Origin of the sequence: Achromobacter sp. ACM01 (assembly GCF_014851745.1) — a bacterium.
In the GTDB taxonomy this organism is placed as follows: domain Bacteria; phylum Pseudomonadota; class Gammaproteobacteria; order Burkholderiales; family Burkholderiaceae_B; genus Achromobacter; species Achromobacter aegrifaciens.
Genome location: NZ_JACVAF010000003.1, coordinates 825,522 through 847,862, shown reverse-complemented (window position 1 = coordinate 847,862; position 22,341 = coordinate 825,522). Strand labels below are relative to the sequence as shown.

At 65.5% G+C, this 22,341-nt stretch carries 19 protein-coding genes and 1 tRNA gene; 14 read left to right on the top strand and 6 right to left on the bottom strand.

The genetic code is table 11. From position 1 onward, the window contains the following. The first annotated feature begins 46 nt into the window (after positions 1-46). From IB268_RS18655 to IB268_RS18645, 3 genes are all read left to right on the top strand, one after another. Complete coding sequence (locus tag IB268_RS18655) at positions 47-1,387, top strand: replication-associated recombination protein A (protein ID WP_054450116.1); 1,341 nt, start codon at positions 47-49, stop codon at positions 1,385-1,387. A 42-nt stretch (positions 1,388-1,429) separates the two neighbouring features. Continuing rightward, positions 1,430-2,788: a serine--tRNA ligase gene (gene serS, locus IB268_RS18650; protein ID WP_175181159.1), complete on the top strand. Its 1,359-nt coding sequence runs from the start codon at positions 1,430-1,432 to the stop codon at positions 2,786-2,788. Between the two features lie 233 nt (positions 2,789-3,021). Further along, positions 3,022-3,270 carry a hypothetical protein gene (locus IB268_RS18645; RefSeq protein WP_082400638.1) on the top strand — a complete coding sequence of 83 codons (249 nt, stop codon included), beginning with the start codon at positions 3,022-3,024 and terminating at the stop codon, positions 3,268-3,270. Positions 3,271-3,512: 242 nt separating this feature from the next. On the opposite strand, the gene IB268_RS18640 is transcribed toward IB268_RS18645, so the two are convergent. Together IB268_RS18640 and IB268_RS18635 are read right to left on the bottom strand one after the other, a co-directional pair. Continuing rightward, positions 3,513-3,842 (bottom strand): virulence factor, encoded by a 330-nt coding sequence (locus tag IB268_RS18640; protein ID WP_054450122.1) that lies wholly within the window; start codon positions 3,840-3,842, stop codon positions 3,513-3,515. 307 nt (positions 3,843-4,149) lie between these two features. After that, positions 4,150-4,662 (bottom strand): hypothetical protein, encoded by a 513-nt coding sequence (locus IB268_RS18635; RefSeq protein WP_175159468.1) that lies wholly within the window; start codon positions 4,660-4,662, stop codon positions 4,150-4,152. A gap of 191 nt (positions 4,663-4,853) precedes the next feature. Here IB268_RS18635 and IB268_RS18630 point away from each other — a divergent pair, with 191 nt between their 5' ends. Together IB268_RS18630 and IB268_RS18625 are read left to right on the top strand one after the other, a co-directional pair. Next, positions 4,854-5,051 carry a hypothetical protein gene (locus IB268_RS18630; RefSeq protein WP_013391913.1) on the top strand — a complete coding sequence of 66 codons (198 nt, stop codon included), beginning with the start codon at positions 4,854-4,856 and terminating at the stop codon, positions 5,049-5,051. Positions 5,052-5,118: 67 nt separating this feature from the next. Further along, positions 5,119-6,315 (top strand): amidohydrolase family protein, encoded by a 1,197-nt coding sequence (locus tag IB268_RS18625; RefSeq protein WP_175159471.1) that lies wholly within the window; start codon positions 5,119-5,121, stop codon positions 6,313-6,315. A gap of 10 nt (positions 6,316-6,325) precedes the next feature. Here IB268_RS18625 and IB268_RS18620 read toward each other — a convergent pair whose 3' ends face one another. Continuing rightward, positions 6,326-7,204 carry a LysR family transcriptional regulator gene (locus IB268_RS18620; protein ID WP_054450126.1) on the bottom strand — a complete coding sequence of 293 codons (879 nt, stop codon included), beginning with the start codon at positions 7,202-7,204 and terminating at the stop codon, positions 6,326-6,328. A 158-nt stretch (positions 7,205-7,362) separates the two neighbouring features. On the opposite strand from IB268_RS18620, the gene IB268_RS18615 reads away from it, so the two are divergent. The 3 genes from IB268_RS18615 to IB268_RS18605 all read left to right on the top strand — a co-directional run bounded on the left by IB268_RS18615 (position 7,363) and on the right by IB268_RS18605 (position 11,300). Beyond that, positions 7,363-8,490, top strand: a complete 1,128-nt coding sequence (locus tag IB268_RS18615) for a mandelate racemase/muconate lactonizing enzyme family protein (protein WP_054450128.1) — start codon at positions 7,363-7,365, stop codon at positions 8,488-8,490. Between the two features lie 144 nt (positions 8,491-8,634). Next, complete coding sequence (locus IB268_RS18610; protein WP_054450130.1) at positions 8,635-9,615, top strand: tripartite tricarboxylate transporter substrate binding protein; 981 nt, start codon at positions 8,635-8,637, stop codon at positions 9,613-9,615. A gap of 98 nt (positions 9,616-9,713) precedes the next feature. Continuing rightward, positions 9,714-11,300, top strand: a complete 1,587-nt coding sequence (locus IB268_RS18605; protein ID WP_192354619.1) for an EAL domain-containing protein — start codon at positions 9,714-9,716, stop codon at positions 11,298-11,300. Between the two features lie 15 nt (positions 11,301-11,315). Here the strand turns inward: IB268_RS18605 and IB268_RS18600 are convergent, their stop codons facing one another. Then, positions 11,316-12,155 carry an IclR family transcriptional regulator gene (locus tag IB268_RS18600; RefSeq protein ID WP_054450135.1) on the bottom strand — a complete coding sequence of 280 codons (840 nt, stop codon included), beginning with the start codon at positions 12,153-12,155 and terminating at the stop codon, positions 11,316-11,318. 171 nt (positions 12,156-12,326) lie between these two features. Here IB268_RS18600 and IB268_RS18595 point away from each other — a divergent pair, with 171 nt between their 5' ends. From IB268_RS18595 to IB268_RS18585, 3 genes are read left to right on the top strand one after another with little or no spacing between them, the layout of a single operon-like run. Then, positions 12,327-13,979, top strand: coding sequence for an MFS transporter (locus IB268_RS18595; RefSeq protein WP_192354618.1), 1,653 nt, complete (start codon positions 12,327-12,329; stop codon positions 13,977-13,979). A gap of 14 nt (positions 13,980-13,993) precedes the next feature. Then, positions 13,994-14,944 carry a carbon-nitrogen hydrolase family protein gene (locus tag IB268_RS18590; RefSeq protein ID WP_054450139.1) on the top strand — a complete coding sequence of 317 codons (951 nt, stop codon included), beginning with the start codon at positions 13,994-13,996 and terminating at the stop codon, positions 14,942-14,944. 3 nt (positions 14,945-14,947) lie between these two features. Continuing rightward, the gene (locus tag IB268_RS18585) at positions 14,948-15,565 is read left to right on the top strand and encodes a flavin reductase family protein (RefSeq protein WP_119450782.1); all 618 of its coding nucleotides are present in this window, start codon (positions 14,948-14,950) and stop codon (positions 15,563-15,565) included. An 813-nt stretch (positions 15,566-16,378) separates the two neighbouring features. Here IB268_RS18585 and IB268_RS18580 read toward each other — a convergent pair. After that, positions 16,379-16,469 (bottom strand) — tRNA-Ser (locus IB268_RS18580). A 286-nt stretch (positions 16,470-16,755) separates the two neighbouring features. Between IB268_RS18580 and IB268_RS18575 the strand changes: the two genes are divergently transcribed. The 3 genes from IB268_RS18575 (at position 16,756) to yaaA (ending at position 19,644) form a co-directional block, all read left to right on the top strand. After that, the gene (locus tag IB268_RS18575) at positions 16,756-17,973 is read left to right on the top strand and encodes a cation:proton antiporter (protein WP_054450164.1); all 1,218 of its coding nucleotides are present in this window, start codon (positions 16,756-16,758) and stop codon (positions 17,971-17,973) included. A 102-nt stretch (positions 17,974-18,075) separates the two neighbouring features. Then, on the top strand, positions 18,076-18,858 hold the full coding sequence (locus IB268_RS18570) for a 3-hydroxybutyrate dehydrogenase (protein ID WP_054450166.1): 783 nt from the start codon (positions 18,076-18,078) through the stop codon (positions 18,856-18,858). 15 nt (positions 18,859-18,873) lie between these two features. Beyond that, positions 18,874-19,644, top strand: a complete 771-nt coding sequence (gene yaaA / locus IB268_RS18565) for a peroxide stress protein YaaA (protein ID WP_054450168.1) — start codon at positions 18,874-18,876, stop codon at positions 19,642-19,644. Between the two features lie 58 nt (positions 19,645-19,702). Here yaaA and IB268_RS18560 read toward each other — a convergent pair whose 3' ends face one another. Next, positions 19,703-21,925 (bottom strand): FUSC family membrane protein, encoded by a 2,223-nt coding sequence (locus tag IB268_RS18560; RefSeq protein WP_119450786.1) that lies wholly within the window; start codon positions 21,923-21,925, stop codon positions 19,703-19,705. Positions 21,926-22,341: the final 416 nt, after the last annotated feature.

The following is a 22,341-nucleotide window of genomic DNA, read 5'->3' as shown; positions in this document are numbered from 1 at the left end:
GTAATGCTGGCTTGAATTACTTGCTGTCTCCCCTCATCTTCTGCCAATGAGCAACGATCTCTTCGCGGCCGATCCTGCGCATCGGCCCTATGTGCCCCTGGCCGAGCGGCTGCGCCCGCGGACCCTGTCCGACGTGGTCGGACAGTCGCATCTGCTGGGGCCCGACAAGCCCCTGCGCGTCGCCTTCGACTCGGGCCGGCCGCATTCCATGATCTTCTGGGGGCCGCCAGGCGTGGGCAAGACCACGCTGGCGCGCCTGATGGCGGACGGCTTCGACGCGCAGTTCATCGCCATCTCGGCGGTGCTGGGCGGGGTCAAGGACATCCGCGACGCGGTCACCGTGGCGCAGGTGGCGCAGGGCCAGGGACGACGCACCATCCTCTTCGTCGACGAGGTGCACCGCTTCAACAAGGCGCAGCAGGATGCCTTCCTGCCCTATGTGGAAAGCGGGCTGTTCACCTTCATCGGCGCCACCACCGAAAACCCCTCGTTCGAGGTCAATTCGGCGCTGTTGTCGCGGGCGCGGGTGTACGTGCTGCAATCGCTTACCGCCGAGGAGCTGCAACAGCTGGTCGACCGCGCCGTGCAGGCCCTGAACGACGGGCTGGAAGAGGGCGAGCGCATCCATGTCGAGGCCGACGCGCGCGAACAGCTGGCGGCCTGGGCCGACGGTGACGCGCGCCGCCTGATCAGCGCCGTGGAAGTGGTGGCCGAGTCGGCCCAGGCCGCCGGCCGCGATACGGTGGACGCGGCCTGGCTGGAGATCTCGCTGTCGCAGAACCTGCGCCGCTTCGACAAGGGCGGCGACGCGTTCTACGACCAGATCAGCGCACTGCACAAGTCGGTGCGCGGCTCCAACCCAGACGCCGCGCTGTACTGGTTCTGCCGCATGATCGACGGCGGCGCCGATCCCAAATACCTGTCGCGCCGGCTGGTGCGCATGGCGGTGGAAGACATCGGCCTGGCCGATCCCCGCGCCACCGACCTGGCCGTGAACGGCGCCGACATCTATGAACGCCTGGGCTCGCCGGAAGGCGAACTGGCGCTGGCGCAGGCGGTGGTCTACATGGCCTGCGCGGCCAAGTCGAACGCCGTCTACAACGCCTACAACCAGGCGCGCAAGTTCGCGGCCGAGCACGGCAGCGCGCCGGTGCCGATCCACCTGCGCAATGCGCCCACCAAATTGATGAAGCAGCTGGGCCATGGCAAGGCCTACCGCTACGCGCACGACGAGCCGCACGGCTACGCCGCCGCCGAGCAATATTTCCCCGATGGACTCAATCCCTCCTTCTATCGGCCGACCGATCGCGGCCTGGAGGCTAAAATCCAGCAAAAGCTGGCATTCCTGCGCGAGCTGGACGCACAGGAACGCGCCAAGAAACGGTAACGGGCGCCGCCCGTTGCTTCACGCAACCTCACCGATATCACCATGCTAGACCCGATACTGCTGCGTAAAGACCTGCAAACCGTCGTAGACCGCCTCAAGAGCCGTGGCGTGTCCTTCGACACGGAACGGTTCAATGAGCTGGAATCCCGCCGCAAGGCTGTCCAGACTGAAACCGAGTCCCTGCAAGCCCGCCGCAACGCGCTGGCCAAGCAGATCGGCCAGCTCAAGGCCAAGGGCGAGGACGCCAGCGCCGTCATGGCCGAATCGCAGGCCGTGCCCGTGCGCCTGAAGCAGCTGGAAGAAGAGCTGGCCGCCTTGCAGCAGCCGCTCAATGAACTGCTGATGTCGGTGCCCAACCTGCCGCACGCCAGCGTGCCGCTGGGCGAATCCGCCGACGACAACGTCGAAGTGCGCCGCTGGCTGCCGGGCGCGGCCGGCGCCGACGGCAATCCGCCGGCCCTGGCGTTCGAGGCCCGCGACCACGTCGCCATCGGCGAGCCCCTGGGGCTGGACTTCGACATGGCCGCCAAGCTGTCCGGCGCCCGCTTCTCGTTCATGCGCGGCCCGATTGCGCGCCTGCACCGTGCGCTGTCGCAGTTCATGCTGGACCTGCAGACGGGCACGCACGGCTACACCGAGTGCTACACCCCCTACATCGTCAATGCCTCGACGCTGTACGGCACGGGCCAGCTGCCGAAGTTCAAGGACGATATGTTCGCGGTGTCCAAGGGCGGCGGCGACGACGATCCCAAGGTCGATGACCAGGGCAAGCCGTACGTGCGTGAAGACCAGTACCTGATCTCCACCTCGGAAATCACCTTGACCAGCGTGGCGCGCGACACCATCCAGGCCGCTTCCGACCTGCCGCTCAAGCTCACGGCGCACACGCCGTGCTTCCGCTCGGAAGCCGGCAGCGGCGGCCGCGATACCCGCGGCATGATCCGCCAACACCAGTTCGACAAGGTTGAAATGGTGCAGATCACCCAGCCCGATCAGTCCTACGAGGCGCTGGAAGACATGGTGGGCCATGCCGAGCGCGTGCTGCAACTGCTGGGCCTGCCCTACCGCGTTGTGCTGCTGTGCACGGGCGACATGGGCTTCGGTTCGGCCAAGACCTATGACCTGGAAGTGTGGCTTCCCGCGCAGAACACCTGGCGCGAGATTTCCTCGGTGTCGAACTGCGAAACCTTCCAGGCCCGCCGCATGCAGGCGCGCTTCCGCAATGCCCAGGGCAAGCCGGAATACGTGCACACGCTCAACGGTTCGGGCCTGGCCGTGGGCCGCGCGCTGGTCGCCGTGCTGGAAAACCACCAGCAGGCAGACGGCAGCGTGCTGATTCCGGAGGCGCTGCAGCCTTATATGGGCGGCCTGACGGTGCTGAATCCGGCACCGAAAGCCTGACGCTTTTCAGCTGTCCATCCGTCATTTGGCGGAGTAAAAGACGGAGCCTTCGGGCTCCGTTTTTTTTTTATTATCTGTACATATTCCTGTCGCCTCGGGCCTTTAAGCTGCCTGCGCGAGTGTTTGATTATGATGTGAGCAATTGTGTATTCCAATAAAAGGGCCGGATAGTTACGGCACAATATGCCCCGTGTGCTACACGCTTCATTCACTTAAATAACAAGGAGTTGCCCATGACTTCAAGAATGATTGGAGATTTTCGTGTGAGATGCTCCGTGGCTCAGGAAGACGAGCAGGGCTACCGTGTGCAGATATGGACGCGCCGGGTTGGCGGCACCGCGCCGGAAAAGTGCTGGACCGTGCCCGGACAGGCGCCGTTTTCGAGCCTGCACGAAGCCGAGCAGGAAAGCCTGCAACTGTTCCAGGGCATCAACGGCGTGCGTTTCAACGGTGAACCGGAGTTTGCCCATGCGTCCGCATAATGGTTGGTGGCGGTCGTCGAGCGAGCCCCGCCGTTGGATCGATCTCGTTCAGGAAACGCCGCGGTGGAGCGATGCCAAAGCCAGCAAGGCTCCGCAGCAACCGGTGGTGTTGGTCGGCAAACCCGTGCAGGCTCCTGCAGCCTGAGGTGCTTTCCGCGCGGCACCGGACATTGCCCCGCAGAAAAAAAGGCCACTCGCAAGAGTGGCCTTTGCTTTTTCCGGCGCCTGGCGGCCGTCACGCATTAATCGCGGTCGTGTCCGCGACCACGGCCGTGGTGGTGGTCATGTCCGCGTCCGCGGCCATAGTAATAGCCGCGGTCGTAATAGCGGCCGCCGCCGCGGTAGTACACCGGCGCCGGGTAGACCACCGGCGGCGCGACATACACCGGCGCGGGGCGGTAATAGACGGGCGGCGGGGGCGGCACATACACGGGCTGCGGCGCGACGTAGACCGGCGCGGGGTATACGACCCCCGGTATGCCGATCGAGATGCCGACGTCCACGCGAGCCAGGGCGACGCTGGAGATCAGCAGACCAGCGGCACCAGCACCAGCGATAAGCCATTTTTTCATCTTGCACCTGCCTGCCGCTTGACGCAGCAAAGTTGAGTATTCGTTGATGCCATTTTCGGGCTTTTCGATCAGGCAGACGTAAGCGGGCCCGCGTCAATCGCGACAATCCGCAACCGTCCCCGCCCATATGGCATGCGGCTTGCTGCTACGCAACAGCGTGAGTCCGCTCTGATGCGGCCGCGATTGAAATGGATTGAAATCGCCTGGAATCAGGTGAAGCCGAGTGGCCAGGTTACAGGCAGTCACCATCCGCCCCTGTTTCCGCGTAACGACGTTGCGCGGGCGCACCAGTTTTTTGGGGCAGGAGCTAGGCGTCCCGCTCCCCATCGGCCTGTTGGCGACGGAATTCGACCACCCAGACCCACGGGTTCGCTGCCCAGGCGTGCGAGCCGTAACGCTCGCACCAGGTCAAGGCGAAGGCGGTCTGCAGCGGCACGCCCGGCAATAGGGCGGAGCTTTGGTACAGGGCTTGCGTGCCTTCGGCGCGGGCATCGGCTTCGGACAGGGTTTGCAGGCGCTGGACGCGCACCCCCACGATAACGGCGGTGGCGAAGGTATTGCCGGCTTCGTCGGTCAATTCGATACTGTCGCCGGATTTTCCAAATGGGCACCTGACCCAGCTGGAGGTCTTGCGCAATTCGGATGGATTATCCAGCGACGGGCCCATGGCCACCCATCTGCCGGAATCCGCGGCGTCCGCATACCAGACCGTGGTCAGTTTGGTCGGTTGCGGCTTCAGGATGCGCCGGCTCTGCACTTTACGGCCGTCCAAAACAGCTTGTTTAAGCGGCTCGCTGAATTGAAGAGACTGCCTTTTCATACGCTCGCGGTTCCTCCAACGGTCAAAGCATATGCGCCAATGCGGCGACAGCCTGGTCGACGCATGCCTACTGTGCGGGCGGTTTGGGCCTGGAATCGGGAAGTATGCCGCCTCAAGGCCATCATGTCAGGCATGAGCTGGATTTATGTGTCTTTTTGAATACGGCGCGGGGATGTTTGTATACTCGAAACATGACTACGAACCTGCATGATCTCAAGCCGGGTTACTACTGGTACACCATGGCAAATGACCCGCTCGCCATCATTCATATCCATGAGGATGGCGGTGCCACGCTGATGGGTACGGATTACCGCATCGGCGCCGAAGGCGTGGCCGACATGGTCCGCCAGGGTGAACGTTTCTTCTGGATAGAACCGCCCCAAGCCTGAGCTTGATGGCGCGTGCCGCCTGGTCTGCGCAAGGCCGGCCGCCACGCGCGGCGCCTGGAATCCTGCCATGACCAATCTGTTTTTGAAGAATGTCCGCGCCCCGCAAGGCGGTGCGGTGGACGTGCTGGTGCGCGACGGGCGCATTCAGGGTATCGGGCCGGGCCTCGCCGCCGCGCCCGGCATGCCTGTCGAGGACGGCGCAGGCGCCTTGCTGCTGCCTGGCCTGGTCGAAGGCCATACTCACCTGGACAAGACCACCTGGGATTCGCCCTGGTACGTGAACGAAGTGGGCCCGGCGCTGACCGACCGCATCGAGAACGAACGCGTCTGGCGCGCCCGCAGCGGCCATGACGCGGCCAGCCATTCGCGCGCCCTGGCGCTGGCCTTCCTGCGCGAAGGCACGACCCGCATCCGCACGCACGTGGACATCGATACCGACGCCGGGCTGCGCCATCTGGAGGGTGTGCACGCCACGCGCCAGGAGCTGGCCGGACGCGTCGAGATCCAGACCGTGGCCTTTCCCCAGTCGGGCCTGCTGGTCCGGCCCGGCACGGCCGAGCTGCTGGACCAGGCGCTGGCGCAGGGCGCGGATGTGCTGGGCGGGCTGGATCCCTCGGCCATCGACCGCGATCCGGCGAGGTCGCTCGACGTGCTGTTCGGCCTGGCGGACAAGCATCACAAGCCCGTCGATATCCATCTGCACGAGCCGGGCGAACTGGGCGCCTTTACCCTGGACCTGATCCTGGACCGCGTCCAGGCGCTGGGTATGCAGGGCAAGGTTGTCATCAGCCACGCCTTCTGTCTGGGCGGCGTCGACGCCAAGCGGCTGGACGGCCTGCTGCGGCGGCTGGCCGCGCTGGACGTGGCCTTGCTGACGACCGCGCCGCCGTCGCGGCCCGTGCCGGCCGTGCGCGCCTGTCGCGAGGCGGGGGTGACGATCTTCGGCGGCAACGATGGCATCCGCGATACCTGGACGCCTTACGGCAGTCCCGACATGCTGGCGCGCGCCATGCTGATCGGGCTGCGCAACGACCTGCGGCGCGACGACGAGGTCGAATGGGCGTTCGATTGCGTGACCGCCGCCGCGGCCCGCGCCTGTGGTTTCAGGGACTATGGCCTGGCGCCGGGCGCGCGCGCCGACCTGGTGCTGGTCGACGCCAGCTGTATTGCGCAAGCCGTGGCAACGCGCGCGCCGCGCCGCCTGGTGGTGTCGGGCGGCGTGGTCGTGGCGCGCGACGGCCGCGACGCAAACGCACAGGGCTGATCTTCCGCGCTCAGTCCAGGCCGAGCTGGGTCTCGGCCATTTCCACGAAGGCCTGCATCAGCGCCGAACGCACGCCGGAGCGCAGCCAGACCGCGCCCACGGTGCGCACCGGGCAGGGCGGCGGCAAGGGCCAGCGCCTGACGCGGGCTGACGGTTCACCGGTGGTCGCCCAATCCGGCAGCAGCGCCACGCCCAATCCTTCCGACACCAGTTTGGCAATGGAATCGATTCCATCCAGCTCGAAGCGCACGTGCGGCCGCAGGCTGCGCGCACGCAGGTAGTCGTCGGCCATCTTGCCGCCCACCACGCTGCGGTCATAGCAGATGTAGGGTTCGCGAGCGATGACTTCCAGCGGATCGCGCACCTTCATGTCGGCCGGCGTGACCAGCACCAGCGGTTCTTGCCGCAGGTCGCGCCAGGCGCAGGTCTTGGGGATGGCGAATAGCGGATGCACCAGCAGCGCGCCGTCCAGTTCGCCGGACAGCACCTTGCCGTAGAGCAGGGTGGTGGGCGCGGGTTCTATGTAGATTTCAATGTGGGGATGGCGCGCGGTCCAGGCGCGCAGCACGGGCGGCATGATGCCGGTCAGCGCGGTGGGCGTGGCGCCCAGGCGCAAGGGGCCCGCCGGCAGTTCGGTGTCGGACGCGGCCGAACGCAGGTCGCGCACGTCGCGCAGGATGGCGCGGGCGCGCTCCAGGATCCGCATGCCGGCCTGGGTGGGCTTCACGGTGCGGCCGGAGCGCGCGATCAGGGCGCTGCCCATGTCCGCTTCCAGCGCGCGCAGGCGCTGCTGCACCGTGGCGGGCGTCAGCCCCTGGTGGCGCGCGGCCTGGGCGATGGAACCCAGCTCCACCACGTGCACATAGGTTTGCAGAAAGCGCGAATCCACGAACCAGCTTCTCCTGAAAAGATGCTTTTTCCATATTCTAAAGATGGATGAAGATAATTGTTGTTTTCTTTTGCCGCGGCAAGAATACGTTCAGAGCGTTGAGGCCCCGCAAGCCGCGCAGGCCCCGCCCGACCATCCCGATTACCAAGGAGCCAGTTGTGCCCATCATTGAATCCATAGACGTGTGCGCCGCCGCGGTGCCCCTGGACAAGGTCACCTCGTTTTCGAACCGCACCGTGTCCACGCGGCACTACGGCCTGGTGAAGGTTCGTTCCTCCGACGGCGTGGAAGGCATCGGCTTCTGCTACGTGGGCAGCGCCGGCGGCGCCATCTTCGAAGCCGCGGTGCAGAACCTGCTGGGCCCCGTGCTGCTGGGCAAGGATTCGCTCGCTGTCGAAGGCCTGTGGCAGGCGATGTACCAGGAAGCCCTGCTGCAAGGCCGGCAAGGCACGGTAATGCGCGCATTGAGCGCCCTGGACATCGCGCTGTGGGACCTGAACGCCAAGACCGTCGGCCTGCCGCTGCACAAGTACCTGGGCGCGGTCGAGCTCGAAACCGTGCCGGCCTATGCCAGCGGCGGCTATTACCTCGACGGCAAGACGCCCCAGCACCTGGGCGAGGAAATGGCGAGCTACGTGGACAAGGGCTTTCGCGCCGTGAAGATGAAGACCGGCCGCCTGTCCCCGGCCGAGGAAGAGGCGCGCCTGAAGGCGGCGCGCGAGGCCATCGGCCCCGACGTCGAGCTGATGATGGACTGCAACAACGCCTGGCAGGACGTGACTCAGGCCATGCAGTACATCCGCCGCTTCGAACAGTACGATCCGTACTTCATCGAAGAACCCTTCGGCCCCGACGACATCGACAGCCACGCCAAGCTCGCGCGCCTGACGCGCCTGCCCATCGCCACCGCCGAGATCGGCTACGGCCGCTGGTATCACAAGGAGCTGCTGGACAAGGGCGCAGCCGGCATCCTGCAGACCGACGCCGCCGTCTGCGGCGGCATCACCGAATGGAAGCGCATCGCCGCTACCGCTGCCAGCTACGGCGTCGTGGTTTGCCCGCACTGGTTCCATGACGTGCATGCGCCGCTGGTCGCCGCGACGCCGAATGCACGCTACGTCGAATTTTTCTGGGACGATCAGGTCCTGAACTTCCGCAGGCTGGTCGACCGCCAGTTGACGCACAAGCAGGGGCGCGTGGTGTTGCATCAGGAGCCCGGCCTGGGCTTCGGCTTCGACGAGCGCATGGTCGAGCGCTACGGCAAGTGGAGCCGGGTCGCTGGTTGAGGGCAGGGCGCGCGGCCTGCGGGCCGCGCGCAGCAGCGCAGGAGCATCGCAGCCAGGCCGCGCCAGACGGCCGCTTGCGGTGGGCGGTGACAGAGTTTCGAGAACCAGTCGCCGGCCATCGGACCGGCGCGCGAGGAGACAGCAATGCAACGTAGGCAATTCATGACCGGCGCCGCGGCGCTGGGAGCCGCGCTGGTCCTGCCGGCGGCGGCGCGGGCGCAAGACCTGCCGCAGGGGCCGGTGAAGATCGTGGTGGGCTTTCCCGCCGGCGGCGGCACCGACGTGCTGGCGCGCCTGCTGGGGCAGAAGCTGGGCGTGATGTGGAATATTCCCGTCATCGTCGAAAACCGCGCGGGCGCGGCCGGCATCATTGCCGCCGAACAGGTGGCGCGCCAGCCCAACGACGGCAACACGCTGTTGATGGCGCACGTCAACAGCCACGGCATCGCGCCGGGCCTGCAGCCCAAGCTGGCCTATTCGGTGGACCGCGACTTCACGCCCATCGCGCTGGTCGGAAAGACGCCCACCATCCTGATCGGCGGCGCCTCTCAGCCCGCCAAGACGCTGCCCGAGCTGGTCGCGCTGTGCAAGGCGCAGCCGGGCAAGATCGTGTTCGGTTCGGCCGGCAGCGGTTCGGCGCAGCACCTGGCGCTGGAGATCTTCAAGGCCCGCGCCGGGATTGATGTGCTGCACGTGCCCTACAAGGGTTCGGCTCCCTTGATGAACGACCTGCTGGGCGGCCACGTGCAGTACTGCTTCGAAGGCATGACCACCGCCACGCCGCTGGTGCAGTCCGGCAAGGTGATCGCGTTGGCGCAGACTCTGCTGCAGCGCTCCAAGAGCCACCCCAATGTGCCGACCGTGGCCGAACAGGGCTATCCCGGCTTCGAGGCCAGCATCTGGTTCGGCATGGTCGGTCCGGGCAAGATGCCCGCCGCCATGGTCCAGCGCATGAACCAGGACATCGACCGGGCGCTGGCGATGCCGGATGTGCAGGAAAAGCTGGCGCAGGTGGGCGCGGAGGATGGCGGCGGCAGCGTCCAGCGCTTTGCCGACTTCATGAAGCAGGAGCAGCAGAAGTACGCCCAGACCATCCGCGACGCGAAGATCGTGGCGGAAGGCTGAAACGGCGGCTGCGAGCGGAAATTGATGGAGACACTGCCCCCTCAAAAAGTGTAAAAAGATATAACCTCGCCAGCCGGCGATCCCTGGGGACGGCCTCGATGCCGCGCAAGTTTGTAATCGGCATCGCCATCGCTCTCGCCGCCGCCGCGGCGCTGTTGCCCATCGGCTTCGCGCTGCACATGTCCTGGTCCCGCGCCGTCGCGGGCGAACAGCGCTATCTGGACGACCAGGCCCAGCGCATCCTGAGGGACACGCAGGACTTGCTGGACCAGACCGTGACCACGCTGCGCGATCTGGACGGGCTGGCATTCGAACCCTGTTCACCCCAGCATATCCGCCATATGCGGGCCCTGGCCCTGAGGGACCGGGCCGTGGACGATCTGGCCTACGTGGCGGGCGGCATCGTCCAGTGCACCACCTGGGGCGTGCCCAGCTACGAAGAGCCGCTGGTTCCGGCCCAGGTCGAACTGGCCAATGGTGGACGCCTGTTGCTGGACGCAGTGCCCGTCTTGAGCCCCGGCATCAGGATGGTGGCCGTGCGCCACGGCGATTACAGCGCCTTGTTCGAACCAGGCCGGTTCACCGAAAAGGCGCTCACGGACGGCGCGCAACTTGCCGTGGTCCTGCCGGGCGTGGGCATGCTGGGCACCCGCAACGACCCCGATCTCGTGCTGGTATCGCAGGCGCTGAATGGCGGCAAGCTGGACATCGACGAGGCCTATCTCAGCGCCGTCGCCCGCAATGCGGACCTGGCCGTCGTCCTGCTCGAACCTCAAACCGAAGCGCTGGACATGCTGCCGCGCGAACGCCTGTTCTGGTTGCCCATGGGGACGCTGGTCGCGGCGGCCATGATCGCGCTGGTCGTCTGGCTGTCGCGCCGGCGCCTGTCGATCGCGGGCGAATTGGCCGCCGGCATCAGGCGGCGGGAATTCGTCGTCCACTACCAGCCCATCATCGACCTGCGCACTGGCCGCTGCATCGGCGCGGAGGCGCTGGTGCGTTGGATCAGGCGCGGCGGCAAGACCCTGAGACCTGATCTGTTTATCTCGATCGCCGAGGACAACGGCCTGATGGCCCGCATCACCGAAGAGGTGTTTCGCCTGGTGATCCGGGATATGGAGGATCTGCTGGGCGAGGACCGGGGAGCGCACATCTCGGTCAACCTGAGCGCCAGCGATCTCAAGGATGGCGGGGCGTTGCGGGTGTTGCAGCGCATGCTCGAAGGCACGGTCATCGATCCCCGGCAGATCTGGCTGGAAGCCACCGAACGCGGCTTCATGGACGTGGACAAGGCCTGCAGCGTGATCGAACAGGCCCGGGCGCAAGGCCATGCCGTGGCCATCGACGACTTCGGCACGGGTTACTCCAGCCTGTCCTATCTGCAGCGGCTGCCGCTCGACTCGCTGAAGATCGACAAGTCCTTCGTCGACACCATCGGCACCGATTCCGCGACCCACAAGGTCACGGACCACATCATCGACATGGCCAAGTCGCTGAACCTGCTGACCGTGGCCGAAGGCATCGAACGCCAGGAACAGGAAGACCACCTGAAAGCGCGCGAGGTGGATTTCGGCCAGGGCTGGCTGTACGGCAAGCCCATGCCGGCGCCGGAGTTCATCGCTTACTACAAGAAAAACGTGGCTAGCACGCCGCCGCCCAGCCGGCTGCCCGACGCGTGGAGGTGAGGGCGGCAGAAGCGCCTAGCGCGCCTGCGGCTCCACCCAGCCTGCCGTTGCCGAGATCGAGCGGGCTTTTTCACTGAGCAGCCGCGCCGTGTCGGATTGCAGGTCGTCGTCGATGGCGCCCACCGGGCCCATCAGCGTGATGGCCGCCTTCATCTCGCCCAGCATGTCGAAAATGGGCGCGGACAGCGACGTGAAGTGCGGCAGCAGCGCGTCGCGGCAACGGCTGAGGTGGTGTTCGAGCACTTCCTCGCGGATGGCCTGCACGTCCTTTTGCGTGTAGGACTTGCCGCCATATCCGTCCGAACCGGCCGAGGCCATTTCCTGTTCCAGCAGTTCGCGCGTGCTGGCTTCCGGCAGGTGCGCCAGGAAATTGCGGCCCAGCGCCGAGGACAGCAGCGGCAGCACGCTGCCCACGCGCAGTTCCAGCAGGGGGCGGCTGCGGGCGCCTTCGACGCGGTAGACGATGGTCGGGCCCTTGTTGCCCCACACGCCCAGGAACACGGTGTGGCCGGTGACCGCGGCCACTTCGGCCATGATGGGCCGGGCGGTGGTGAATACGTCGAACTGTTCCAGGGCCGCCAGGCCTAGCCGCAGGGCATAGGGACCCAGGCCGTAATGGCCCGTATCCGCGTGCTGCTGCACCACGCCCACCTTCTGAAAGCTGACCAGGTAGTAGTGGACGTTGGGTACCGTCAGTTCACAGGCATCCGCGATTTCCTTCAGGGGCAGGGGGCGGCCGGCCTTGCGGATGACGTCCAGGATCCGGAATCCCACTTCGATCGACTGGATGCCCCTGCGCGCGGCGGCAGGCGCCTGTTCCGCGTTCTTTTCCATCTTGCCGGCGGGCCTTGCCATTGCTGCCTCCACTGTTTTTCTGGCGGGAGTGTAGCAGCGGGGCGGACCCTTGCCGCCCGGGCGCGCGGGCGGCTTCGCCGGGTTTCCCCTAGTTTTTCAGGTCCTGGGTTAAGTTTGATAATAGTTAATGAATACAGCATTATCAATCTAAAGCGATTGGGGAAAGCAAGCATGGAAGCGAATGTGGCAATGCCGCGGATCGACGTCGGTCCGACGCTCAGCAGGAAAGAGGAACGCCAGGTGGTGGTGGCCTCGACCCTGGGCACCTTGTTCGAGTGGTACGACTTTTTCATTTACGGGACCCTGGCCGTCTTCATGAGCCAGGTGCTGTTCCCGCAGGACAACCCCACGGTGGCACTGCTGGCCGCGCTGGGCGCGTTGGCGGTGGGCTTCATCATCCGGCCCCTGGGCGCCGTGATGTTCGGCTACCTGGGCGACAAGCTGGGCCGCAAGTACACCTTCCTCATCACCGTGGTGATGATGGGCGGCGCAACCGTCCTGATCGGCTGCCTGCCCACCTATGAATCGGCCGGCCACCTTTCATGGATCCTGCTGCTGACCCTGCGCGTGGTGCAGGGCCTGGCGGTGGGCGGCGAGTACGGCGGCGCGGTCATCTATGTGGCCGAGCACTGCGAACCCAAGCGCCGAGGCCTGCTGACGGGCTGGATCCAGATCACGTCCTCGGCGGGCCTGATCCTGTCCCTGATCGTGATCCTGTGCACCCAGGCATCCATGAGCGCCGAGGATTTCCGCCAGTGGGGCTGGCGCCTGCCGTTCATCCTGTCGATCGTGATGCTGGCGATTTCGATCTACGTGCGCGCCAAGCTGCACGAGTCGCCCGTGTTCACGCGCATGAAGCAGCAGAACCGCCTGTCCAAGAACCCGGTCAAGGAGACCTTCGGCCAATGGTCCAGCCTGCGGCTGGTGCTGCTGGCGCTGATCGGCGTCACCGCCGGCCAGGGCGCTACCTATTTCACCGGCCAGTTCTACGTCATGATCTTCATGCAGCAGGCCGTGCAACTGGACCAGACCAGCGTCTACACGCTGATCCTGATCGGTTTCATCATCGGCGCGCCGACCTTCGTGCTGTTCGGCTGGCTGTCGGACCGCATCGGCCGCAAGTGGATCATGATGGTCGGCTTGTTCGTCGCGGCGCTGGGCTACCACTCCATGTTCGACGTGCTGCTCAAGGCGGGCAACCCGGCCCTGGCGCAAGCCATGCAGACCACCCCGGTGCGCGTGCATGCCGACACCAGCGGCGGCGCCTGCGACTTCGGACTGCAGGCCGCCATGATCGGCAGCCATGCCGACCACAAGAAGGTCTGCGTGCAGGCCAAGAAATTCCTGGTCGGCAAGGGCATCAACTTCGAATACGCCGCGCCGCTGCCCGGGCAGAGCATCGCCATGAGCGTGGGCGGCACGACCGTCAACGGCTTTGACCGCGCCGCCTACACCAGCGCGCTGACGGCCGCCGGCTATCCCGAGCGGGCCGATCCCGCGCGCGTCGACCGCACGACCATCATCCTGATCCTGGTGCTGATGACGGCCGTGGTCGCCATGGTCTACGGCCCGGTGGCGTCCTATCTGGTCGAATTGTTCCCGGCCCGCATCCGCTATACGGCGCTATCCTTCCCGTACCACATCGGCGCCGGCATCTTCGGCGGCATCGTGCCCTTTACCGCCACCTACCTGGCTCAGGCCAGCGGCAATATCTTTGGCGGCCTGATGTATCCGGTCGTCGTGACCGCGGTGGTCGGCGTCATCGGCAGCCTGTTCCTGCCGAACACCCGCGCCCGCGCCATCGACGAAGACGCTGCACACTGAGAAAGAGGAGAGACATGTCCACGCAACAGAGCTTCAAGGCTGCCGTCATCCAGGCGGCCTCCATTCCCACCGACAGCGTCGCCTGCGCCGAAAAGGCGGCATCGCTCATCCGCCAGGCGGCGGAGCAGGGCGCCCGCGTGCTGGTGTTCCCCGAGGCGTTCCTGGGCGGCTATCCCAAGGGCAACTCCTTCGGCGCGCCCATCGGCATGCGCAAGCCCGAGGGCCGCGACGCCTTCGCCAGCTATCACAACCAAGCCATCCGGCTGGATGGCGAAGAGGTCGCGCTGGTGGCCCAGGCCGCGGCCGACACCGACAGCTTCGTGGTCATGGGCTGCATCGAGGCCGATGGCGGCACGCTGTACTGCACGGTGCTGTACTTCAATGGCCGTGAAGGGCTGGCGGGCAAACACCGCAAGCTCATGCCCACCGCCGGCGAACGCCTGATCTGGGGCTTCGGCGATGGTTCCACCATGCCCGTCTTCGACACGCCCTACGGCAAGATCGGCGCGGTCATCTGCTGGGAAAACTACATGCCCATGCTGCGCATGTACATGTACAGCCAGGGCGTGGCGCTGTATTGCGCGCCCACCGCCGACGACCGCGATTCCTGGATTCCCAGCATGCGCCACATCGCGCTGGAGGGGCGCTGCTATGTGCTCACGGCCTGCCAGCATCTGCGCCGCGATGCCTATCCCGACGATTTTGAATGCGCGCTGGGCGACGCGCCCGACACCGTGCTGATGCGCGGCGGCAGCGCCATCATCGATCCGCTGGGCGAAGTGCTGGCAGGGCCGGATTTCTCAGCCGAGACCATCCTGTACGCCGACATCAACCCCAACCAGATCCTGCGCGGCAAGTACGACTTCGACGTCTCGGGCCACTACGCCCGCCCCGACGTGTTCCAGCTGCAGGTCGACACCCGTGAAAAGCGGGCCGTCTCGGCGCTGAATGCCGGGGAGGCTTGAATCATGCATTTTGATTTCAGCGCCTTGCCGACGCAGACGGTCTACAACGTGCTGACCTCGACCGTCACCCCGCGCCCGATCGCGTGGCTTACCACCATTTCGGACAAAGGCGTTGTCAACGCGGCTCCCTTCAGCTTCTTCAATGTCATGGGGCCTCAGCCGCCGACGGTCGCCATCGGCCTGATGCGCCATGCCAGCGGCGAACTGAAGGATTCCGGCGCCAACATCATCGAGAACGGCGAGTTCGTGGTGAACCTGGTGCCGGAGTCGCTGGTTGCGCAGATGAACCAGACCTGCGCCGATTACCCGGCGGACGTGGACGAGATGGCGGCGGCCGGCCTGACCGCGCTGCCGGCTACACACGTGCGTCCCCCGCTGATCAAGGGCAGTCCGGTGTCGCTGGAGTGCGTCAGCCAGGCAACCATCGTGACCGGCCCGCGCCAGCTCGTGGTGATCGGCCGGGTGCTGGGCGCGCACGTCGACGATGCCTATGTGCAGGACGCCGAGCGCGGCTACATGGACACGCCGGCCATGGGGCTGATCGCGCGCATGCACGGCGGCGGCTGGTACGCGCGCAGCACGGACCTGTTCCAGTTGGCGCGGCCAACGGCGCCCTTGTGATAGTCAGGCGGGGCGGCCCCGCCTTCGCTTGCTGCAATCCGATAGCGCTTCAGCAGGTTGAGGACATCGCCGGCGAAATTCCGGTCTCGAAAAGGCATGGGAGACGCCGATCTTCCTGTCTTGACAGGTATTGCCTCGCTCTGAATACTCCTGGCGCGCCGATGGGGGGGCTCGAGTCTGCGGCTTGCCATATGGTGCCAAAGTGACATGGGTCCATATCTGGCGATGGGGCGCTGTCGGGCCATTTCGATGCTCGCCCCGGTGGGGCTGCACTTCGGATCCCTCCGTCCGGCCACCGGCTCAAGGCATCTACCCATGAACGGGGTCCAAACCCAACGCATTAGGCAACTGCCAGCCGAGGACCCCGGAGCCATCCGAAGCGCAGCCCCACCGGGGCGAGCATCGGAATGGCGCAGGGCAGCCTCGGCGGCTAAAGAACCCTGACGCCCGCAAGCTCGAAGCCCTACCGCCCCGCACTTCGGTTTTGTGAGGCAGCGTTCTTGAGTCGCCGCCGTCCGGACTGCGGAATTCCGATGCTCGCCCCAGTGGGGCTGCGCTTCGGATCCCTCCGTCCGGCCACCGGCTCGCGGCATCTGCCCATTACGGGATCCAAAACCAACGCATTAGGCGCCCACCAGCCGAGGACCCCCGGAGCCATCCGAAGCGCAGCCCCACCGGGGCGAGCATCGGAACGGCGCCGGCTTGCCTACACGCAAGCCGGCGCGCGCCGAGCCTGTGCGTTTTTAGTTTTTATGAAGTCCGAAGGAAAAAGAAAAAGGCCAATCCCGAGGGATTGGCCTTTTTTGCAATACTTGGCGGAGAGGGTGGGATTCGAACCCACGGTACGGGGATACCGTACGCCTGATTTCGAGTCAGGTACATTCGACCACTCTGCCACCTCTCCGTGGCTGGGTTTCGTAACGGTGGTGTTCCTGGCTGGCCTGGGTTACCCCAAGGGCCGGGTCTTCCACTAAAGATCCCTGGTCGGAAGGATCTTCGTTGTCGAAGCAGCGAAGCCCGCAATTCTACAGGATTTTTTTTGTTTGTGTAAAGGGGGTGGTTGAAAGTCCCCCACAGCGGGTTTCATCCGGCTTTCAGCGGCGGCGATCTTTGCCCAGAATTCCGACATGCCCGGCGTCCCTGCCCGGCACTCTTCTCTTCTCGGCGCTCATCCCGGAACCGCTAGTCCCATGGATCTCATCCTTATCCTTTTGCTTGCGGCCGTGCTGTGCGTGCCCCTGACCCAGCTGCTGGGCCTGGGCGCGATCCCGGGCTATCTGCTGGCCGGCGTGCTGGTGGGGCCGTCCTGCCTCAGGCTCGTCACCAATGTGGACACCATGATCAATGTGTCCCAGTGGGGCGTGGTGATGATGCTGTTCATCATCGGGCTGGAGCTCTCGCCCAAACGCCTGTGGGCCATGCGCAACGAAGTCTTCGTGCTGGGTTCCTTGCAGATGCTGGCCTGCGGGCTGCTGCTGGCGGTGGTGTTCGGCGCGGCGCTGCGGCATCTGGCCGGCATGGAATGGCAGGCGGCAATCCTTTGCGGGCTGTCGCTGGCCCTGTCGTCCACGGCGGTGGCCTTGCGGCTGCTGGACGAACGCGTGCTGACGCGCACGCCGCTGGGCAGGTCGGCGCTGGGAATACTGCTGTTCCAGGACATGGCGGCGATCCCGATGCTGGTGGCGGCGGGCCTGCTGGGTTCGGATGGCGCCTCGGCGCCTTCCTTCAAGGAGGCGCTGATCGCCGTGGTGGTGGTCGCGGCGGCGTACCGGCTGCGGCTGCTGGGCTGGGCTGCCAAGGCGCAGTTGAATGAATTGTTCACGGCCGCCGCCCTGCTGATGGTGGTGGGCGCTGCTCAACTGTTCGACTACGCCGGCCTGTCCGCGGGCCTGGGCGGGTTCCTGGTGGGCGTGCTGATGGCCGAGTCGCGCTATCGGGATGACCTGGAAAAGGCCATCGACCCGTTCAAGGGGCTGCTGCTGGGCCTGTTCTTCGTAGCCATCGGCATGTCCGTGAATCTGAAGGTGGTGGCCAACCACTGGCCCTTCATTCTTGTAGGCGTATTCGCGCTGCTGCTGGTCAAGGCCTTGATTCTGTACGGCTTTTCGCGCTTTCTGGGCCTGCCGCGCTATCACCGCCTGCTATTCGCGCTGGCGCTGGCGCAGGGCGGGGAGTTCAGCTTCGCCATCTTCAACGAAGCCTGGGACAACAATCTGATGAACCTGGAACAGCGCGACTTGCTGTCCGTCATCGTGGCGATTTCGATGGGCGTGGTGCCGATGCTGATCAAGCTGCTGGAACGCATACCCGAGAACCGGGGCGGCATGGCCGATCTGCCGGCAGCGGAACCGGTCCAGGACGAGGCGCCGAAACCTCCCGCGCCGCGCGATCCTCCTCCCGCTGCTTGACCCTGCGTGCCGTACGGGCATGGCATGATTGCCGTCATGCCGGGCAGCTACACTTGACCCTTGCTTGGCCCGTCCAATGTGCTCGACCACAGGAGAATGCTCATGCTTAAAGGAAAAGTCGCCCTTGTCACCGGTTCCACCAGCGGCATCGGCCTGGGTATCGCCACTGCCTTCGCCCAGCAAGGCGCCGATATCGTCTTGAACGGCTTCGGCGATGCGGCCGAAATCGAAAAGCTCCGCGCCGGCCTGGCCGACAAGCATGGCGTGAGGGTCATCTACGACGGCGCCGACCTGTCCAAGGGCGCGGCCGTGCGCGAGCTGGTCGAGAACGCCGTGCGCCAGTTGGGCCGCATCGACATCCTGGTCAATAACGCCGGCATCCAGCACACCGCGCTGATCGAGGACTTCCCCACTGAAAAATGGGACGCGATCCTGGCGCTGAACCTGTCGGCAGTGTTCCACGGCACCGCCGCCGCCTTGCCGCACATGAAGAAGCAGGGCTTCGGCCGCATTATCAACATCGCCTCGGCTCATGGCCTGGTGGCTTCGGCGAACAAGTCGGCCTATGTCGCCGCCAAGCACGGCGTGGTCGGCTTCACCAAGGTCACCGCGCTGGAAACGGCCGGCCAGGGCATCACGGCCAACGCCATCTGCCCGGGCTGGGTACGCACTCCGCTGGTCGAAAAGCAGATCACCGCGCTGGCGGAAAAAGATGGCGTGGACCAGGAAACCGCCGCGCGCGAACTGCTGAGCGAAAAGCAGCCGTCGCTGCAATTCGTGACGCCGGAGCAACTGGGGGGCACCGCCGTGTTCCTGGCCTCGGACGCCGCCGCGCAAATCACAGGTACGTCCGTCTCGGTCGATGGCGGCTGGACGGCACGCTAAAAAAGGAATTCCCGAATGCTGTTTTTGCTTTCTCCCGCCAAGAAGCTGGATTACGACTCGCCGCTGCACATCGAGACGCATACCCAGCCGCTGTTCGTGGACCAGGCCGCCGGCCTCATCAAGGTGCTGAAGACCAAGTCGGCCGAGGACATCTCCGAGCTCATGAGCTTGAGCCCGGCGCTGTCCGAACTCAACGTGCAGCGCTATGCCCACTGGAAGCGCAGCTTCACGCAGGCCAACTCGCGCCAGGCGGTGCTGGCCTTCAACGGCGACGTCTACGAAGGGCTGGAGGCCGCGACCCTGTCGGCCAAGCAGCTGGACTGGGCGCAAGAGCACGTGGCCATCCTGAGCGGCCTGTATGGCGTGCTGCGCCCGCTGGACCTGATGCAGCCCTACCGCCTGGAAATGGGCACGCGCCTGGCCACGCCCAAGGGCAAGAACCTGTACGAGTACTGGGGCCCGGCCATCGCTGACTATCTCAACGAACGGCAGGCCGGCCAGAAGGCGCCCGTGATCGTCAACCTGGCGTCCGAGGAATACTTCAAGTCGGTCGACCTGAAGACGCTGAAGGCGCGCGTCGTGCAATGCGTATTCCAGGACTGGAAGAACGGCGCCTGGAAGGTCATCAGCTTCCACGCCAAGCGCGCGCGCGGCCTGATGGCGCGCTACGCGATCCTGCACAAAGTGTCCAAGCCCGAAGGCCTGCAAGGCTTCGACCTGGAAGGCTACAAGTTCGACGCCTCTGCCTCGTCGGAAGACAAGCTGGTGTTCCGCCGCAAGGTCTGATCCGGTCCCGGGCGTTGCGCCCGGGACTCCCCATTCCCGTCAGAGCCATCCACGCCGGTCATGCTGCCGCCGCCACCGGCGGCGCGTGCGTGGGATCGGCCAGCGCGTGCAGTTCCTGGCGGATCATGTGCGCCGCCTTCAGCATCTGCTTGACCGGATAGACCAGCGCCGCCTGTTCGCCTTCCGTGTCGAACTGGGTCGGCAGGCCGGCCGGCGCCTGCGCGCGGTTCTCATCCAACAGGTCCACCATGCCGGTCAGCGCCCGCTGTACCGCTTCGGGCGTAGCCGGCAGGCTGGCCAGAATGGGGATGGCCGCTGTGATCTGCGAAGCCAGGATGTGGTTCTGGATCAGCAGGTTGTTCAGCTCAGGCACGCTTACCTGATGCGACGTGGGCTCGCTCATCATCCGGTAGAAAGCCTCGGCGAAATTGCTGAAGGAGATGTGCACGTTCTTGCGCGCCAGCCGCCAGGCCAGGTCGGCGTCCGTGACCGCTGGAGTCTCGCCGGCGGCGGCGCCCACGGGCGCGCCGTGGGCCTGCATGGCCTCGACGTAGCGCAGGCCGGCGATCAGGTATTCGCGGTTGGCGCGCGTGGCCGCGGCCGCCAGCGGTTTCAGGTAGCGGGCCTCCCACCAGGGCAGGATGTAGCTGCAGATCAGCGCCAGCGCGCAGCCGATCAACGTATCGATGGCGCGTTCGCCGATCACTGACATGGACACCGTGCCCGGCGACACGAAGTGGAACACCAGCACCACAAACAGCGTGTTGAAGGTGGCGCTGGCCATGTAGTTCAGCTGCACCAGGCTGTTGCCCATGATGCAGGCGCCCAGCAGCGCGGCGAACAGCAGTTCGGGCCGGTCGGTCAGGTTGAACAGCAGCAGGGCCAGGATGCAGCCGATCAGCGTGCCCGTCAGGCGCCAGCTATTGCGCTGGCGGGTCAGCGCGAAACCCGGCTTCATGATGATGACGATGGTCAGCATGATCCAGTAGTTGTGCGCGGAAAACGCCGGCGAAAGCCATTGGCTGGCCAGCGTCATGGCGATGGCCGCGGCCGCGGTGACGCGCAGCGCATAGCGAAAGTGCGGCGAATCCAGGCGCAGGTTGCTGGTCAGGAGCCCCACGCGGAATTCCTGCCGCGAAATGAAGCGCGTCAGCGACTTGTTGATGCGCAGCACGTCGGTGGGCTTGGCGTCGGGCGAAGCCGCGGTGTGGTCGGCCAGGCGGTCGACGATGCGCGCCGAATTGCGCAGCCGGCGCAGCACCTGGACGATCAGCGCCAGCATCTCGGGCTCGCGCTCGCCCAGGCCCTGCTGCTTGAGCTGTTCGATCTCGTATTCGATGGCGCGCAGTTCGGCCTTGGCGCTGCTGCGGTACTGCACCTTGCGCCCGCGCGACACGTCCAGCGCGATGCGGTTGAGCTCCAGCGACATCTTCACCAGCGCATCGCGCATGAACATCAGGCAGTCGCTGCCGGCCAGCGCGCGGCGCAGCGCCGCGTAGTCGGTATGCGTGGCCACCAGCGTATCCAGCAGCTGCAGCATATCGACGAACATGTTCCAGATCATCACGCGCTGGCGGTCGCCCAGGCCTTTGCCGCGGGGCAGGGCGCGCAGCACCATGTCGCGCGCCGCCTGGTGCTTTTCCGTCATGACGGATTGGCGCTGGATCAGCTCGCGGTAGGCGTCGTCCAGATCGGCGGTTTCATCGTAGAAGGTGGCGCGCGCCGCCACGTAGTCGGCGGTGGCGAAGAGCGCCACCGACATGGCCTGCTGCTCCTCGCGCAGCCAGAACAGGCGCGAGAACCCCAGGCTGAATGCGACGTAGAACAGCGCCCCGCCCAGCGTGGCCGCGGCGTGCGCCAGCACCTCATGGGGCGCCAGCGGCGAATGCATGGTCAGGGTCATCAGCAACAGGCCGGCAAAGCCGATCAGCCCGCCGCGTTTGCCGAACACCGTGAACATCGAATAGACGAAGCACTGCGCGATGACCGCCAGCCAGATCAGCACGGGGTGCGATGACGCCAGCCCTGTGATGATGACCGTCAGCGTGCCCAGCGCGGCGCCGCCCAGCATCTCGTTGGTGCGGTGGCGCTGCGGCCCGCCCGGCTGGTCGATGATGGCCAGGCATTGCGCCCCGAACGTTGCAACCAGACCCGTGGTGTAGTTGCCGAACAGGCCGCCCAGCACCAGCACGGGCAACAGCATCCCCACCCCCTGACGCACCCCTCCGAAGAAGTAGTGGCTGTAGAGGAAGCGGCGGATGCTGGCAATGCGCAAATCCATGTGGCGGCGGCTCGGTTTCGGATGACGAAACAAGTATAGAGAGACTGCCTAAATTTTTGGGGTCGGATAGTTACCGAACCTTCCAAGCAACGGTCGAAGAAAAGTCGATTTGCTACCTTTGACGCAACGCGGTAAATTGCTCCACTTGCATCGGTCTGCCTATCCGAAACCGGTGCGTTGAGGCGGATTGCCAGGGTCACCTCCCAGCCATCCCGCAGCAGTTACACCTGCCGTTGGCCGCGCCACAAGCGTGTGTTGCCAAGGCTTCCATTTCGACCTCCAGCGTCCCCCAGGGGCGTTTGCACTGCGTTCTGTCGAGCGTGTGCCGGGTCGGCAAGGTGTCCGGGTGGCGTGGCTCCGTGAGCCGCAAAGCGCCGGATCATGTTGTCGGGACCGGTATGGGTTCAGTTGCCGCC